This is a genomic window from Paenarthrobacter sp. NPDC091669 (assembly GCF_044756725.1).
GTDB classification, from domain to species: Bacteria; Actinomycetota; Actinomycetes; order Actinomycetales; family Micrococcaceae; genus Arthrobacter; species Arthrobacter bambusae_C.
Genome location: NZ_JBIVTK010000012.1, coordinates 70,949 through 85,634 on the forward strand (window position 1 = coordinate 70,949; position 14,686 = coordinate 85,634).

General features: G+C 63.9%; 15 protein-coding genes. 9 read left to right on the forward strand and 6 right to left on the reverse strand.

Translation table 11 applies throughout. The features are described from left to right. The first annotated feature begins 30 nt into the window (after positions 1-30). Both ACIQLI_RS18770 and ACIQLI_RS18775 read left to right on the forward strand, forming a co-directional pair. A complete protein-coding gene (locus ACIQLI_RS18770) occupies positions 31-1,617 on the forward strand; it encodes a dihydrolipoamide acetyltransferase family protein (protein ID WP_400391115.1) in 1,587 nt (528 codons plus the stop codon). Between the two features lie 64 nt (positions 1,618-1,681). Continuing rightward, positions 1,682-2,278 (forward strand): phosphatidic acid phosphatase, encoded by a 597-nt coding sequence (locus ACIQLI_RS18775; RefSeq protein WP_400391272.1) that lies wholly within the window; start codon positions 1,682-1,684, stop codon positions 2,276-2,278. Positions 2,279-2,312: 34 nt separating this feature from the next. Here ACIQLI_RS18775 and ACIQLI_RS18780 read toward each other — a convergent pair whose 3' ends face one another. The 3 genes from ACIQLI_RS18780 to ACIQLI_RS18790 all read right to left on the reverse strand — a co-directional run bounded on the left by ACIQLI_RS18780 (position 2,313) and on the right by ACIQLI_RS18790 (position 4,530). Continuing rightward, the gene (locus ACIQLI_RS18780; RefSeq protein WP_354232648.1) at positions 2,313-2,624 is read right to left on the reverse strand and encodes a hypothetical protein; all 312 of its coding nucleotides are present in this window, start codon (positions 2,622-2,624) and stop codon (positions 2,313-2,315) included. Positions 2,625-2,797: 173 nt separating this feature from the next. Continuing rightward, positions 2,798-3,226 (reverse strand): universal stress protein, encoded by a 429-nt coding sequence (locus ACIQLI_RS18785; protein ID WP_354232549.1) that lies wholly within the window; start codon positions 3,224-3,226, stop codon positions 2,798-2,800. Next, positions 3,223-4,530, reverse strand: coding sequence for a PLP-dependent aminotransferase family protein (locus tag ACIQLI_RS18790; protein ID WP_400391119.1), 1,308 nt, complete (start codon positions 4,528-4,530; stop codon positions 3,223-3,225). Before ACIQLI_RS18790 ends, ACIQLI_RS18785 begins: the two co-directional genes overlap by 4 nt. A gap of 111 nt (positions 4,531-4,641) precedes the next feature. Here ACIQLI_RS18790 and ACIQLI_RS18795 point away from each other — a divergent pair, with 111 nt between their 5' ends. From ACIQLI_RS18795 to ACIQLI_RS18805, 3 genes are all read left to right on the forward strand, one after another. Next, entirely contained in the window at positions 4,642-5,490 is an 849-nt protein-coding gene (locus tag ACIQLI_RS18795) for an isocitrate lyase/phosphoenolpyruvate mutase family protein (protein WP_400391123.1), read from the forward strand. A gap of 97 nt (positions 5,491-5,587) precedes the next feature. After that, a complete protein-coding gene (locus ACIQLI_RS18800) occupies positions 5,588-6,619 on the forward strand; it encodes a hypothetical protein (protein ID WP_400391126.1) in 1,032 nt (343 codons plus the stop codon). Next, positions 6,600-7,139, forward strand: coding sequence for a hypothetical protein (locus ACIQLI_RS18805; RefSeq protein WP_354232545.1), 540 nt, complete (start codon positions 6,600-6,602; stop codon positions 7,137-7,139). The genes ACIQLI_RS18800 and ACIQLI_RS18805 overlap by 20 nt, the downstream gene beginning before the upstream one ends. A gap of 34 nt (positions 7,140-7,173) precedes the next feature. Here the strand turns inward: ACIQLI_RS18805 and ACIQLI_RS18810 are convergent, their stop codons facing one another. The 3 genes from ACIQLI_RS18810 to ACIQLI_RS18820 form a co-directional block, all read right to left on the reverse strand. Beyond that, positions 7,174-7,659, reverse strand: coding sequence for a DUF1990 family protein (locus ACIQLI_RS18810; protein ID WP_400391129.1), 486 nt, complete (start codon positions 7,657-7,659; stop codon positions 7,174-7,176). A 147-nt stretch (positions 7,660-7,806) separates the two neighbouring features. Then, positions 7,807-8,646 (reverse strand): GerMN domain-containing protein, encoded by an 840-nt coding sequence (locus tag ACIQLI_RS18815; RefSeq protein ID WP_400391132.1) that lies wholly within the window; start codon positions 8,644-8,646, stop codon positions 7,807-7,809. Between the two features lie 200 nt (positions 8,647-8,846). After that, entirely contained in the window at positions 8,847-9,413 is a 567-nt protein-coding gene (locus tag ACIQLI_RS18820) for an NAD(P)H-dependent oxidoreductase (protein WP_400391134.1), read from the reverse strand. 125 nt (positions 9,414-9,538) lie between these two features. On the opposite strand from ACIQLI_RS18820, the gene ACIQLI_RS18825 reads away from it, so the two are divergent. From ACIQLI_RS18825 to ACIQLI_RS18840, 4 genes are all read left to right on the forward strand, one after another. After that, on the forward strand, positions 9,539-10,144 hold the full coding sequence (locus ACIQLI_RS18825; RefSeq protein ID WP_400391135.1) for a TetR/AcrR family transcriptional regulator: 606 nt from the start codon (positions 9,539-9,541) through the stop codon (positions 10,142-10,144). Positions 10,145-10,524: 380 nt separating this feature from the next. Then, positions 10,525-11,508, forward strand: coding sequence for an ABC transporter permease (locus ACIQLI_RS18830; protein ID WP_089596580.1), 984 nt, complete (start codon positions 10,525-10,527; stop codon positions 11,506-11,508). Beyond that, positions 11,508-12,470 (forward strand): ABC transporter permease, encoded by a 963-nt coding sequence (locus tag ACIQLI_RS18835; RefSeq protein WP_400391138.1) that lies wholly within the window; start codon positions 11,508-11,510, stop codon positions 12,468-12,470. The genes ACIQLI_RS18830 and ACIQLI_RS18835 overlap by 1 nt, the downstream gene beginning before the upstream one ends. Continuing rightward, complete coding sequence (locus ACIQLI_RS18840) at positions 12,467-14,632, forward strand: dipeptide ABC transporter ATP-binding protein (protein ID WP_400391140.1); 2,166 nt, start codon at positions 12,467-12,469, stop codon at positions 14,630-14,632. Before ACIQLI_RS18835 ends, ACIQLI_RS18840 begins: the two co-directional genes overlap by 4 nt. Positions 14,633-14,686 lie beyond the last annotated feature (54 nt).

A 14,686-nucleotide genomic window follows, 5' to 3' on the forward strand; every position in this document is an offset into this window, starting at 1 on the left:
CTGCCAGGTAACCGGAAACCGAGGACCACCGTGACTGTAAAGAAATTCAACCTGCCGGACGTCGGCGAGGGCCTGACCGAGGCCGAGGTAGTGGCTTGGAAGGTCAAGCCGGGCGACGTCGTGGCGATCAACGATGTCCTGTGCGAGATCGAGACCGCCAAGTCCCTCGTCGAGCTGCCGTCGCCCTTCGCCGGCACAGTTACAGAGTTGCTGGTGGAAGAAGGCATCACGGTGGAGGTCGGCACGGCAATCATCGCCGTTGCCGAAGGCGCTGAGGGCACGGACGGCGCAGGGGGCGATGCCGCTCCGGCAGCTCCCGCCGTCGAGATGCCGTTGTACGGCAAGCTGCCCGCCGATGACGACCACGATGACAACCGCCCAGCCGGCGGTCCGCTGGTAGGTTCCGGACCGAAGGCCGACGCCGTTAAGCGCCGCGCGCGTAAGCGTCCGGCAGGTTCGGTAGAGGCTGCCACGGTCGCCGAGAATGCCGAAGGTACCGTCCAGGACCACCAGGCCGTTCTTGAAGCCCAGGCGGCCGAAGTGCCGGCTTCCCACCGCACGACGCCGCCACGCACCGCCGTCGCGCCTGTCACCGAAGCGCCGGTTGGCCAGGTGCCGGCTACCCCGGCGCAGGCCCCGCAAGCAACCCAGCCCGCGAGCACGCCGACGGCTGCTTCCCGCGGTGCTGCCATCAGCGGCACCATCAGTGGCCTGGTCAACAAGGTCCTTGCCAAGCCTCCGGTGCGCAAGTTTGCCCGGGATCTGGGCATCGATCTCGCCGACGTCGTGGCCACGGGCCAGCGTGGCGAGGTGACCCGTGAGGACCTGGTGAGCTACCAGGCGCAACGCGATGCCGAACACGATCAGGCTGACTCGTTCTGGGGCGCGTCCAAGAAGCCGCAGGACCAGCGCGTTGAGCGTCTGCCGGTCAAGGGCGTGCGCAAGGCGACAGCCAAGGCCATGGTGGAGTCTGCGTTCTCAGCTCCCCACGTCAGCATCTTTGTGGATGTCGATGCCAGCCGCACCATGGAGTTCGTCAAGCGGCTCAAGGTCTCCCGCGACTTCGAAGGCATCAAAGTCTCTCCGCTGCTCATCCTGGCCAAGGCGGTCATCTGGGCCGCTGCCCGCAACCCCAGCGTCAACGCCACCTGGGTGGATAATGCTGACGGGAACGGAAACGCCGAGATCCAGGTGAAGCACTACATGAACCTGGGCATTGCCGCCGCCACCCCGCGCGGCCTCATGGTCCCCAACATCAAGGACGCCCAGGACCTCTCGCTCAAGGAACTGGCTTTGGCGCTCAACGAGTTGGCCACCAAGGCACGTGCGGGCAAGACCCAGCCGGCGGAGATGCAGGGCGGAAGCCTGACCATCACCAACATCGGTGCACTGGGCATTGATACCGGAACGCCCATCATCAACCCGGGCGAGGTTGCCATCATCGCGTTTGGAACCATCAAGCAGAAGCCGTGGGTCCTGGACGGCGAAGTCATTCCCCGCTGGATCACCACGCTGGGCGGCTCGTTCGACCACCGCGTGGTGGATGGCGACCTGTCGGCACGGTTCATGGCCGATGTTGCAGCCATTCTCGAAGAACCGGCGCTGCTGCTTGACTGACAGGGACGCCTCGCCCGTCGCTGAGGTGTCCACCAACGTCTCAGGCCACGTTCCCCCTCAACTGGTGGCGGGGCCGTGGCGCACAGTTGCCCGTGTCCTGACGGAGGTGTTCCAGCCGCCGATTGTGGTGTTTGGGCTGTTGTTGATCAGCCCCGCGATCGAGCCCGGCTTTCCGGGAACCATATGGTTCGGGCTCCTGGCGGCGTTGTTCGTTTGTGTCCTGCCGCTGGCCTATGTGCTGGTGATGGTCAAACTGGGCAGGATCACGGACCACCATGTCAGTGATCGTCGCCAACGGCCTGCCCTGCTGCTGATGGCCTTGGTGTCGGTGGTGGTTGGCCTGGTGGTGCTGCAACTGATGAATGGTCCGGTCAGTGTCTTGGTGATGATCATCGCGCTCATCGGTGGCATCGGGATTCTGGCGGTGGTCAGCGCCTTCTGGAAGATGAGCGGGCATGCCTCTGCCCTTGCCGCGGCGGCCGTCATTGTGGTCGCGATGTTTGGGCCCGTATGGCTCCCCGTGCTGCTCCTGGTGCCGGCAGTGGGCTGGTCGCGACTGGTCCTGCGTGCCCACACCCTGGGCCAGGTCATCGTCGGCTCGCTGTTTGGTGGCGTGGTGATCGCCGGCCTGTGGTGGTTGCTGCGGGAGTGGATGCTCTAGCGATCAGCGTCGCCCCCGAGCGTACCGTCCAGACTCAGAACGCCGGGTAGCTGACCAGCAACGCCTGGAGTTCGGTGGTGGACATGTGGTTGGCCATCTCGACGCTGATGCCCATGGCAACGGCGGCGACGGTGACCATGGCAACGCATGCCACGGACAGGAAGCGCCAGTCCTTACGGAACACACTCCCGAAAGTCTCCGGCATGGCAAGACCCGGGGTGATCATGTTGGGGGCGCTGTCCCAGGAGCCGTCGTCGAGCATCGCAATGATGCGATCGTTACTGCGGTCGTAGCGCATGGTGCTGATGTTGTTGCCGTGGCGCGCGAGCAGAATATCGTGTCCCACGCGCTGGCGCGGCTGCAAAGTAAGCAAGAAAATGATCCCCTGAAGTCGGAAAGTGGAGGTGGCACGCGCCATTGGGGGCATCTCGATTTTATAACGATGACTTCAGGAGGATGGCTCGAAAGACGCCAAACGCCGGGTGAGCCTCCCCACCCGGCGCCGTGATTCAGCTCGCTTTACGGCTGGTCGGTCTTGGCGATGTAGACGTCGCACGGTGCAGTGTGGGCCACGGTGTTGGCCACGCTGCCCAGCACGCGGCCCAAGCCCTGCATGCGCCGGTTGCCTACCACGATCAAGCGGGCTTCCTGCATTTCGGCTTCCTTCACCAGGGCTTCGCCTGGCTTGCCGCGGGCAGCGGAGTAGGTGACCTCAAGGCCCTCGTGGGACAGTTGCTCCGCCACGGTGCGGGCTACGGTTTCCGCTTCGGCGGCGTCGGACACGATCCACTTGTCGGTGCCGATCTCAACCACCTCAGTGCGGTTGCTGTCGAAAGCACTGACAACCCGCAGGCTGGCGCCGAGGCCGATGGCCAACTGTTGGGCGGCCTTTGCTGCCCTCATTGCCGTCTCGCTGCCGTCTACTCCGACAATCACAACTCCGGTCATTGTGCTGCTCCTTCATTGGTGGCTGTGATGGCTTCTGCCAAAACTGGGGCCAGGCGGCGGACGCCTTCGGCAATCGTATCCGGCGGCACCGCGCTGAACGCCAGGCGGAGCTTGTTGGAGGGGCCGTCGGCCGGCGAGAAGGCTGCGCCGGGGATGAAGACGACGCCGGCATCGATTGCCTTCGCGAGCAAGGGGTACGTATCCACGCCATCGGGCAGGGTGACCCACACGAAGAATCCGCCGTCCGGCCGTGTCCATGTGAGGCCTTCCGGCATGTACTCATCGAGCGCGGAAAGCAAGGCCTCGCACCGCTCTGCGTAGAGCTTGCGGTACGTGTCGATCTGGCCCCTCCAGTCGTACTCGCGGAGATATGCCGAGACAAGCATCTGGTTCAGGGGTGGCGGGCAGAGCGTCACGGCCTCGGATGCAAGGTAGAAGCGACGCTGCAGGTGCGCAGGCACCAGTGCCCAGCCAATCCGAAGACCGGGAGCAAAGATCTTGGAGAAGGAGCCGAGATAGATGACATCGTCCGGGTTGGCTGCGCGCATCGGCGCAATGGGGTGGCCGTCGAAACGCAGCAGCCCGTAGGGGTTGTCTTCCAGGACGATAATATTCGCATCGCGGCATATATCGACGATCCGCTGCCTGCGGTCCTCGGCCAGAGTGATGCCGGAGGGATTGTTGAAGTTGGGGATCGTGTAGAGGAACTTGATGTTCTTCCCCTGCGACTGAAGCGCCGCGATCCTGGCCTCAAGAAGCTCAGGCACCAGGCCGTCGTCGTCCATGTCGATCGGCTCCACCTCCACTTGGTACGCCTCGAACGTGTTCAAGGCACCCACGTAGGTGGGGTTTTCCACCAGGACAACATCGCCGGGGTTGCAAAAGACTTTGGTGGCCACGTCCTGCGCCGACTGGGAGCCCGCAGTGATCACTACGTTGCCGGGATCGGCGTCGGTGATGCCCTCGGCGGCCATGATGTCGCAGATCTGTCGGCGAAGCTCTTCAGTGCCTTGGCCGCCGCCGTACTGCAGCGCCGTCATCCCCTCTTCGGCGATGATCCGGGCTGCGGTGTGGCCCAGTTTCTCCAGTGGCAGGGACTGCAGGTAGGGATTACCTCCGGCGAGCGAGACAAGGCCTGGCCGCATGGAGATGTCGAAGACGTCCCGGACAGCAGATTGCTTGATGTTTGCGGCCCGCGCGGAGAACAGTTCCTCATGCGGGTGGGCGGCCGTGGCGGCCCGCTCAATGGCGTCGATGGCTTCAGCGGGCAACGTTGCGCCGGCATCCAATGTTTCGTGGGTCACAGTCACAGGATACTCCTCGATGTTGCTAATGAGGCAACAGTTGTTTTCAAATATCCTCCAGTCTGGCATTCGGCGCTTTACCTTGCGATGCGGAAGGGCTGGAATGTAGCTATGACAGCGCACCGCGGATCCGTGACCAAGGCCGAACAGTTCCACAAACTCCATGATGCAGGGCCTGCGCCGCTGGTGCTGGTGAACGTGTGGGACGCCGCCTCCGCCCGCGTTGTCCAGGAAGCAGGCGCGACGGCGATAGCAACCTCGAGCTCGGCCGTCTCCTGGAGCCTGGGGTTCCGGGACGGTGACCATGTGCCGTGGGGCTTGGCCATGGCAGCCTTGGGCCGCGTAGTCGGCGCCACCACGCTGCCGGTCACCGCCGACATCGAGACCGGATACGGACGCACCGACGATGAACTGCGGGCAACCGTCCACGCCGTCCTGGACGAGGGCGCTGTGGGGATCAACATCGAGGACTCCGCTAACGAACCGCTCACCGACATCGCCGAACAATCGCGCCGTATAGCCCTCATCCGCGCCGCTGCCGACGACCGCGGGATCCCACTGTTCATCAATGCCCGCACGGACACTTATCTGTCCGGACAGTTCCCGGATGCGGCTTTCGACGAGACGCTGCGCAGAGCCGAGGCCTACCTCACTGCCGGCGCCGACGGCGTCTTCGTGCCCGGCGTCGTGGATCTTCATGTCCTCCACGAACTTTCCAGCCGCATACCGGCGCCGCTGAACGCGCTGGCGGGGGTGGGTGCGCCGTCGCCGCTGGAACTGCACGACGCCGGTGTCCGTCGCGTCAGTATTGGCGGCAACACCGCCAAAGCTGCCTACGCCAAGGTGGCGCGGGTTGCGAAGGAGATCCTGGGGGACGGCAACTGGGCCGGCCTCGCCGGGACGCGCAGCCACGACGAGATGGACGCCCTCTTTGCGGAGGGACCCAAGTACAGCTTGTGAACTGATGCAACGCACGACGGCGGAGCCCGCCTTTATTGTCGGACCTCGCCGATAGCTTGGGATCCGAGGCAAAGGCCACCACGGCAGGGGAGTACGGATGGCACGACGCAGTGTGCAGTTTTGGCGGATCGAACAGCTCAACGGTGACGAGCTCAGCCGCCCCTTTCCGGCGCGCCGGGTGGCGGAAGTTCTGAAGAAGGCCCAGGATTCCGCGACGGACCGGCATTTCACCAGCGTGGACGGGACTGTCTTGCTCGCGCAGGCGGTGGCATCCTCACCTCATCCTGTGCTGTTGCTGGACCGTGTCCGGGACACCAACCTGCCGAGCGTCGGTGATGCCCTTGGCCGGCGTAAGCCACTCCCGCTGGCTCCCGGCGACCACCTCCTGGAGACCACCTATTTCGCGTTCCTCAAAAGGAATGTCATAGCCGTGCTCACCAGCGGCAACGGCCCCCGGGCATCCCGGATGGGGGAGTACCTCGGAGGGATGTTGGGACTGGAACCCGCTCTGGTTCCTGTGGTGAGGGAAGATATCGAGGAAATCCTCACCCGGCTTGAAGTGAGCCGTTTTGAGTTCGCGCTTCCCGCAGAGCGCCTCTCAGGGAAGCTGATGGAGGGTGAGTGGGCAGACGTCCTGGAGAGCGCCTCGCGCCTCATGAATGAAGGAACGTTCCGCATTTCCCTGAGCGTGGGCCGGTCCGGGAAGGCTGAGGACAAGCAGCGGATCCGGGATCGTATTCAGCAACTCATCGACCTCTTCCGCAGGGCCGGGTCCGTGGAGCACTTTGACTATGTGGTGGCGGAGGGCAAGGATTCCCTGACCGGTGACCGCGAGGTGGTGGACCTCCTGAAGGAACGGTTCGTTTCGCACATCGAGGTTGACCCGGACGTGTTCAACGATCCACAGAAGTCGGTGGCCGAGGCCGTTGCCATCCTCAACAAACAAGCCAGGGACAACGAGGCCTTCTTCGCGAGGACCCTGCCGGATGTCAGGGGCTCTGCAGACCCGAGCATGGTGCCGGACATCGTTGCGGGCGGAATGGCTGCCGTGCGCGAGGCTCTCGCCGCCGCGGCACCCGCTGATGAAGCCGTGGCAGGCGGGGAGGGCCATGAGCTTGTACGAGGTTGATATCGAACGCTCGGGACGGCGACGGACCCTGTGGCGGTGGTTCCTGCTGCATCCCACTGCCGACTACCTGTGGGCGGTTCTGGCCGTCCTGATCTGGTGGGGCATTGCCTTGCTGGCGCGTCAGCCGTTGATGCTGGAAGGGGTTGATGCCGGAACCCGGCGTACCCTCTTCCAGACACTCGCCACCTTGGCCGGCGCCACGGCCGGGCTGACTCTCACCAGTGTTTCGATGCTCATCAACGTGCTGGGCAAGAAGGCCGCGCCGGGCCAGCGGGAACTGCCCTTGGAGAAATTATCGGCGACCCATCGTCGCCAGATCGGTGAGGTGTTCCTGTTCGCCATCCCCGGGCTTGGCCTGTTGCTGATCGCTGCACTGGTCACCATGGTTCTGGAAGGAGGCGCGCCCACTGGCTTGTGGATTCCCGAGGCCGTGGTGTTCGTGCTGGCGTTCGCTTCTGTCCTGGCTTTGTTGCGCGTGGCCTGGGCCCTCCGGAGGGTGTTGGCTATCGCTACAGCGTGAACGGCCGGAGCGCGGCGACAATCGCCGCGCTTTCCTAGCGCAGCGCCCGGAGGTATCGTCGCCGCACGCACTTCTGCAACACCAGGAGGGCCGGGTACAGCAGGCGCCATGGTTGCCGCGGCGCTGGCCCTGTCAGCGAACGGATAGTCAGGCTTACCTGGTCCCCTACGCGATGCACGATGAATGCTTCTTCGCCGGAAACGGGATGGCCAGGGAGGGTCCGGTACGCGAAGCCCACCCGGTCCGGCCTTTTCACCACCGCGACCACCTCCACGGGTTCCAGCACCCTGAAACCGAGGAAATGTGCGGTGACCAGCACACGATCACCGGGAGACACGGGGCCCGGTGAATCGACGGAGAATCCGCTTGCCGTCTTAACTCCCCACCGGAGCACCTGCTCCTTTGCGCGTTCCCAGGCAGCAGCACCGTCTCCCATGTCTGGAGATATCACCGCAGTGATCTCCGAGCGGCGGTAGCCCGTGGCAGCGATGGGCCATTCCTGCACGTCAGGACACGTCATGAAGCGTTCCCCCAAAGCGTTGGTCCTCAAATAGTCTGTTCCCCAGCATTCTTGTTGACGCCGAATCACGTCGCCAAGCAACAACAGTCCCCAAGCAACAACAGTCCCCAAGCAACAACAGCAGGCCTCTGTTCACCGTACCGCTGTTCACCGCACGCTCAGGGCCTCCGTCAAGGTCCTGCCGTTCACGTAGATTTCCGCCCGTGATGCCCCGCTGGCCGCCACGATGGTCTGCGTCAGTTGTGCTTGGATACGCGGAATGTCGCACACACCCCCGGGTCGCAATGATCCGCTGAGGTTCACCACCACGGTGGCCCCGCTCATATAGCCGGACAGGTAGCGCAGCGATGAACCAGCCAGTGCGTCGTAGAGGGCGGCATCGCTGTCCACCGGCATTCCCGCCTCCAGCAGCCGGCCCAGCGCCACGGTCAGTGGATCCCCGGGTACGGCCATCCCGCGGACGGGAACCAGGCTGTCGTTGCAGCCGAACCGCACGCCGCGGGAGCCGCCGTCGTCGATTGCCACATAGTAGACCGCTGGACCGGAGGCATCCACGGTCATGACCGTGCCGGTTTCTGCAGGCTCCGGAGCGCTGGTGCCCGGTTCAGGGGAAGGCTCGACGGCGGCACGTGGCTGGGTAGGTGCGGCTGCGGATGGCGCGGGGGTGGTGGAGGCGGCTGCGCTTGGAGCGGGCACCGCAGGCTCCGTGGGCGAGAGGGCCGGGGAAGTGGACGCCGGGGCGGGGATCAGCGACGCGGGACCCGCAACCGACGGCGTGCCTGGCGCGGAAGGACTCGATGCCACCGGCGCGGCGCTGGGCGAAGCGACAGGTGAACTGACGGAAACCGTGGGTATGGGTGCCGAGCTTTCAGGTGCGGCTCCTGCAGGACCGCCAGGGGCGGTGGTGCAGCCAGCCACCCCCAGGCTGAAGAAGAGGCAGGCAGCCGTGATCGCCGTCGTACTTTTCAGTCCCCATTCGGCATGCATGACAGCCCCGCGCTCCTGTCCACCTGTATCTCCTACGTTAGGCCGGGTGGGCGGAACACAACATGCCGCTACGGTGACGGTTCGGACAAGAGTTGGTCACGTTGGGGCCGTCTGCAGTCCAGCAGTCGGGCGGGCAAGCGGAAGTAACGCGAATGCCCCCGCCCCGCACACAGCGGAACGGGGGCATTGAAAGCGAAAGACTAGGCTGCTGCTTCTTCGTCCTGGACGGCGGTCAACGGCTCGAAGATGCCCTTGATCTGCTCTACGACCTCGGCGTCGTCCTTCGGGTGCAGTTCAGCGAAGCGGATCATGGAGCCCGGGACGGCAAGCTTGACGTCTTCCAGGACCTTGGCGCCGGCGATGCCGACTGCCTTGCGGGCCTCGTCCTGGGCCCACACGCCACCGAACTGGCCAAAAGCGGTTCCGACGACGGCGGTCGGCTTGCCGGAGAGGGCGCCGGCGCCGAACGGGCGGGACAGCCAGTCGATGGCGTTCTTCAGCGATGCGGGCATGGTGCCGTTGTGCTCGGGGGTGACCAGCAGAATGGTGTCGGCGTCTGCAGCTGCGGCGCGGAGTGCGGCGGCTTCGGCGGGGATTTGACCTTCGACGTCGATGTCCTCGTTGTAGAACGGGATGCTGCCCAGTGAGCCGTGGATCTGCACATCAACATTCTCAGGCGCGTTCAGCTGGATGGCTTCGGCGAGCTTCTTGTTGTGGGAATCGGCGCGCAGGCTGCCGACGAGGGTAAGAACGGTGCTCTTGGACATGGTGTCTCCTTGTGTCTGGCCGAGTGCCTTGCGGAACCCGACCTGCGGTATCTGGGCTTTGGAGCCTTCACCGATACTAAACGGACTATGGTCCGCTTTCTATTCCCGGGGTCTAGAATATTTCTGTGAGCTCCATCCCTCTTCGGCCGGACGTGCCCCTGGGCGCGCCCCACGAGCGCAGCGATGCCGCCCGAAATCGTGAGCGCCTTCTCAGTGCTGCCCGGGACCTGGTGGCCGAGTTCGGCGCGGAAGCACTCACTATGGACGCGCTCGCCTGTAAGGCCCATGTCGGCAAGGGCACCGTCTTCCGCCGGTTCGGCAGCAGGGCGGGGCTCATGATGACCCTCTTGAGCGATTCTGAATCCGAGTTCCAACACGGCTTCATGTTCGGGCCGCCACCGCTGGGTCCAGGCGCCGCCGCAAGAGAACGGCTGATTGCGTTCGGCGAAGGGCGGATCTACTTCGTCCTGGAAAACGGCGAACTCCTGAAGGCGGCGGGCGCTGCCACCCGCAACAGGTTCGATGTCCCCGCAACCAAGCTCTCCCACCGCCACATGGAGATCTTGCTCCGGGAAGCCGGGATTGCTGATCCCTGGGTGATGGCGATGTCCCTGACGTATGCCCTGGACCCTGAACGCATTGTGGACGACGTCCGTGTCCGCGGCATTTCACCCACGCGCCTCACGGACTCCTGGCGCGAACTGATCACGCGGCTGCTGCCCGCCTCCTGAGTGGGCGTGGGTGGGTCGGGCTCCGCGCCGCCCGCCGTTGGGCTCCTGACCTTACGGCCGGACTCGCGCCCCGCCCTGTTAGCGCCCCCATTGCCGCCGCTGCGGGCGCACAAGTGCCATTGGCGCCGGTAACGTGACGCAGTCTGCACATAACAATCTGGCTGCAGGCGCGAAACTGGACGCGAGGAAGCAAAACGTGAAGCAGTTATTGTGGTAGTTTCCTCTTGAATGTGACGCATGCCATACAGGGCTGGTGATCACTGAAGGGGTGCGGGGGACCCAAAGCCCGCTGCGCCAATTCGTAGCTGACGCCGGCCACAGCCGGGAACCGCGGAAGGACGAGCATTGAGTTTTGCCACGATTCGGGGCAGCCGCCCGACATGCTGAAATATCTGATGAAGCGGTCGGGCATCTACCTGATCATGATCTTCCTGACCACAAGCGCCGGCTACTTCCTGGCGGTCTCATCACTCAAGCCCGCAGTTCTTGAGCAAGAGAAAATCCCGCGGCCAACCCCTGAACAGGTCAACGCTTCCTTCCGGGGACTGGGACTGGACCCGGAGAAGAATGCCTGGGAACGCTACGTCGACTGGCTCGGTGGCATCCTCACCCGCTGGGACTGGGGCCGGAGCCCCAACGGCGCGTTCGTCAACGCAGAGTTCGCCGACCGCGTCCTGGTCTCCACCCGCTTGTTCATCGCCTCGATCATCCTCACCCTGATCATCGGCGTCGCCCTCGGAGTCTATTCCGCGGCCCGCCAGTACAAGGTCCAGGACCGCGTCATCACGTCCTACAGCTACCTGGTCCACATTCTGCCCGCGCCCATCGCCTACTTCCTGGTGCAGCTCGGAGCCATCAGCATCAACGAGGCCGTTGGGGAGCGCATCTTCTTCGTGACGGGAATTTCGACGCCGGGAATTGACCCCGGCTGGCCGGCTTTCGTGGACATGGTGGCCCATTACGCCGTGCCCACCTTCGCGATGACCATCTTTGGTTGGGCCGGTTACCAGATCGCCCAGAGGCAGTACCTCCTGGACAACGTCAACGCCGATTTTGTCCGCACTGCACGGGCCAAGGGGCTCACCCGCAACCAGGCCATCAGGAAACACGCCCTGCGGGTCTCCTTCATCCCGGTGGCCCAGAGCATCGCATTCACCATCCCGGCCATCTTCACGGGGGGCTTCTTTGCGGAGGCCATCTTCGCCTGGCCCGGCATTGGCCTCTGGAGCATCCAGGCCATCAGCCTGCAGGACGTCAACGTTGCCACCGCCACGCTGGCCTACGGCTCCGTAATCTTCGCGATCGGCGCCATCCTTGCCGACTTCGCCACCACGCTGGTCGATCCACGAGTGAGGGTCCAGTAATGACCAACATCATTGATCCCATCGCGGAAATCGACGAAGCCCGGGTTGGCGACCAAGACGTCGTCATCGGCAAGTCCCGCATCATCTTCCGTCGCTTCATGCGGAACCGTACCGCCGTCGCCGGTTTGTTCATCTTCCTCGCGTTGTTCCTCTTCTCGATTTTCGGCGGCTTCCTGACGTCGTGGGACAAAGACACCCTTGATCCGTTGAACATTGGCATGCCGCCGTCACCGGACCACTTGTTGGGGACCACGCAGGCCGGGATCGACCTCATGGCACTGATTGTGGACGGCACGCGAACCTCGATTCTTATCGGCCTCATTGTGGGCGGCCTGTCCGTCCTGATCTCTGCTGTGTACGGCTGCACCATGGCCTTCTTCGGGGGCAAGGTGGATGCCACCATGCTGTTCATCCTCGAAGCACTCATCATGATGCCCGCCATCCTGGTGGTGGCCGTGGCAACCAGCGGCAGCGGTGGCCTGAAGGACCTTCCCAGCTGGCTCCTGCTGGTGGTGGTCCTGCTGTTCTTCAGCTGGATGGGAACTGCCCGCCTGGTGCGCTCGCTGTCCATGTCGCTCATGCAGCGCGACTACGTCAAGGCTGCCAAGTACATGGGCGTCCCGTCCCGCCGCATCGTCTGGCGTCACTTGGTTCCCAACATCGGCTCGTTGCTGGTGCTCGACTTCACCCGCGGCATCACCGGCGCAATCCTTGCCGAAGTTGCGTTCTCCTTCATCGGTATTGGCATCAAGCTTCCCGACGTCAGCCTTGGTGTCCTCATTGGGCAGGCCACGGGCCAGGTGTCGTCCTTCCCATGGATGTTCTGGGTTCCGCTGACTGTCATGTTCCTGCTGACCGGTTCGCTGGCCATGATGAACGACGGCCTCCGTGACGCGTTTGATCCCAGCTCCAGTTCCATTGGCCGGGCGAAGACCAAGACCGCAAAGAAGGTCAACAAATGAGCACCAACATCTCCCACACCCCCGCCGAACGCCTCCGCGACGCCGGGCTCTACGCACCCGGAGACGCCGTTCTGAGCGTCCGCGACCTCAACGTCCGCTTCAACTCCGAAAACGGTGTGGTCCACGCGGTCCGTGGAGTGGACTTCGACCTCATGCCCGGCAAGACCCTGGGCATCGTTGGCGAGTCGGGCTCCGGCAAGTCCGTCACGTCCATGGCCGTCATGGGGCTCCTCCCCGAAACCGCGGACATCACAGGTTCCGTTCGTTTCAAGGGCAAGGAACTCCTGGGCCTCAGCGACAAAGCAATGTGCAAGCACCGCGGCAGCGACATCGCCATGGTGTTCCAGGACCCGCTGTCCTCGCTCACTCCCGTCTACACGGTGGGCACCCAGATCATCGAGGCGCTGACGGTCCACAACCCCACCATGAGCAAGCAGGCCAAAGAAGCCCGCGCCGTCGACCTTTTGCGCATGGTGGGCATCCCGAGTCCGAAGGATCGGCTGAAGGCCTTCCCGCACGAATTTTCCGGCGGTATGCGCCAGCGCGTCATGATCGCGATCGCCATCGCCAACGATCCGCGGGTACTCATCGCGGACGAACCCACGACGGCGTTGGACGTCACCATCCAGGCGCAGGTGCTCGAAGTCCTGCACACCGCGCAAGAGGAGACCGGCGCCGCCGTCGTGATGATCACGCACGACCTCGGTGTCGTGGCCGGCATGGCCGACGACATCATGGTCATGTACGCAGGTAAGCCGGTAGAAACCGGCACAGTGGAGGACATCTACTACAACCCGCGGATGCCGTACACGCTGGGCCTCCTGGGCGCCGTTCCGCGGATCGACACCGCCACCAAACAGTCGCTGGTTCCCATCGAGGGCACTCCGCCCAACCTCGCGCTCCCCGTCACCGGATGCTCCTTCGCGGCCCGCTGCCCCATGGTCAGCGACGCTTGCCTGCACGGCGAGCCGGAGCTGTTCCCCGTGCCCGGTGTTGAGGGCCAGACCAGGGGGCACAAGGCCGCCTGCATCAAAGCTGAGGAACTGTCCGGCAACGCCGACGCGCACAAGATCTTCCACGCGCCGCCCAAGCCCGTTTCAAAGTTCGACGGCGTCGCTCGCGTCGAGCGCGCAAAGGTTCTGGAACTCAAGGACGTCAAGAAGCACTTCCCGCTGCTCAAGGGTGCGCTCATCAAACGGCGCATCGGCACGGTCAAGGCCGTGGATGGCCTGAGTTTCGACATCCGCGAGGGCGAGTGCGTCTCGATCGTGGGCGAGTCTGGCTGCGGCAAGACCACCACACTCCTGGAAATCATGGAATTCCACCCGGACCAAATGGGCGAGGTGGTGATCGGCGGTGTCAGCAACAAGGTGGCCACCGATCACAAGACCAAGATGGCCATGCGCAGGGAAATGCAGATGGTCTTCCAGGACCCCACGGGCGCCTTGGATCCGCGTTTCACAGTGTACGAAGTCCTGGCCGAACCGCTGGAAAACCTGGGGATGCCCAAGGCGGCCATCAAGAAACGCATCATGGAGCTCATGAAGCTGGTGGGCCTGCAGCCTGACCACGTGAACCGCTTCCCCAACCAGTTCTCCGGCGGCCAACGCCAGCGCATCGGCATCGCCCGGGCGCTCGCGGTGAATCCGAAGCTGGTGGTCTTGGATGAGCCAGTGTCCGCGTTGGACGTGTCCGTCCAGGCCGGCGTCATCAACCTGCTGGACCAACTCCGCGCCGAACTGGGACTCAGCTACCTCATGGTGGCCCACGATCTCTCGGTGGTCCGTCACATTTCTGATCGTGTGGCAGTCATGTACCTCGGCAAGATTGTGGAAACCGGTGACGTGGACGATGTCTTCGACAACCCGCGCCACCCCTACACCAGGGCGTTGCTGTCGGCGATCCCGGTGCCGGACCCCCAACTGGAACGCACCCGTGAACGCATCATCCTGCAGGGTGACCTTCCCAGCCCGCTGGATGCGCCCAAAGGATGCAATTTCGCCACCCGTTGTCCTGTGTTCGCCGCACTACCTGCCGCGAAGCAGGAGAAGTGCCTTACTCTGGAGCCGCCACTGGCTTCTGAGAAGGAAGGCGCGCAGGACTTCGCATGCTTCTTCCCGGACGGAGAGCTGGATGCCGACATGCTGGTGGTGCATGCCTGACGACATATGAAGCATTGAATACATCCCTGGTCTCAACTCGCAAAGATATTTCAG

Excerpts from the sequence above, each read along its gene's own strand:
- ACIQLI_RS18785 (WP_354232549.1), bottom strand. The coding sequence starts at position 3,226 with ATGACCGGAGTTGTGATTGTCGGAGTAGACGGCAGCGAGACGGCAATG.
- ACIQLI_RS18795 (WP_400391123.1), top strand. The coding sequence starts at position 4,642 with ATGACAGCGCACCGCGGATCCGTGACCAAGGCCGAACAGTTCCACAAA.
- ACIQLI_RS18800 (WP_400391126.1), top strand. The coding sequence starts at position 5,588 with ATGGCACGACGCAGTGTGCAGTTTTGGCGGATCGAACAGCTCAACGGT.
- ACIQLI_RS18805 (WP_354232545.1), top strand. The coding sequence starts at position 6,600 with ATGAGCTTGTACGAGGTTGATATCGAACGCTCGGGACGGCGACGGACC.
- ACIQLI_RS18810 (WP_400391129.1), bottom strand. The coding sequence starts at position 7,659 with ATGACGTGTCCTGACGTGCAGGAATGGCCCATCGCTGCCACGGGCTAC.
- ACIQLI_RS18815 (WP_400391132.1), bottom strand. The coding sequence starts at position 8,646 with ATGCATGCCGAATGGGGACTGAAAAGTACGACGGCGATCACGGCTGCC.
- ACIQLI_RS18820 (WP_400391134.1), bottom strand. The coding sequence starts at position 9,413 with ATGTCCAAGAGCACCGTTCTTACCCTCGTCGGCAGCCTGCGCGCCGAT.
- ACIQLI_RS18830 (WP_089596580.1), top strand. The coding sequence starts at position 10,525 with ATGCTGAAATATCTGATGAAGCGGTCGGGCATCTACCTGATCATGATC.
- ACIQLI_RS18835 (WP_400391138.1), top strand. The coding sequence starts at position 11,508 with ATGACCAACATCATTGATCCCATCGCGGAAATCGACGAAGCCCGGGTT.
- ACIQLI_RS18840 (WP_400391140.1), top strand. The coding sequence starts at position 12,467 with ATGAGCACCAACATCTCCCACACCCCCGCCGAACGCCTCCGCGACGCC.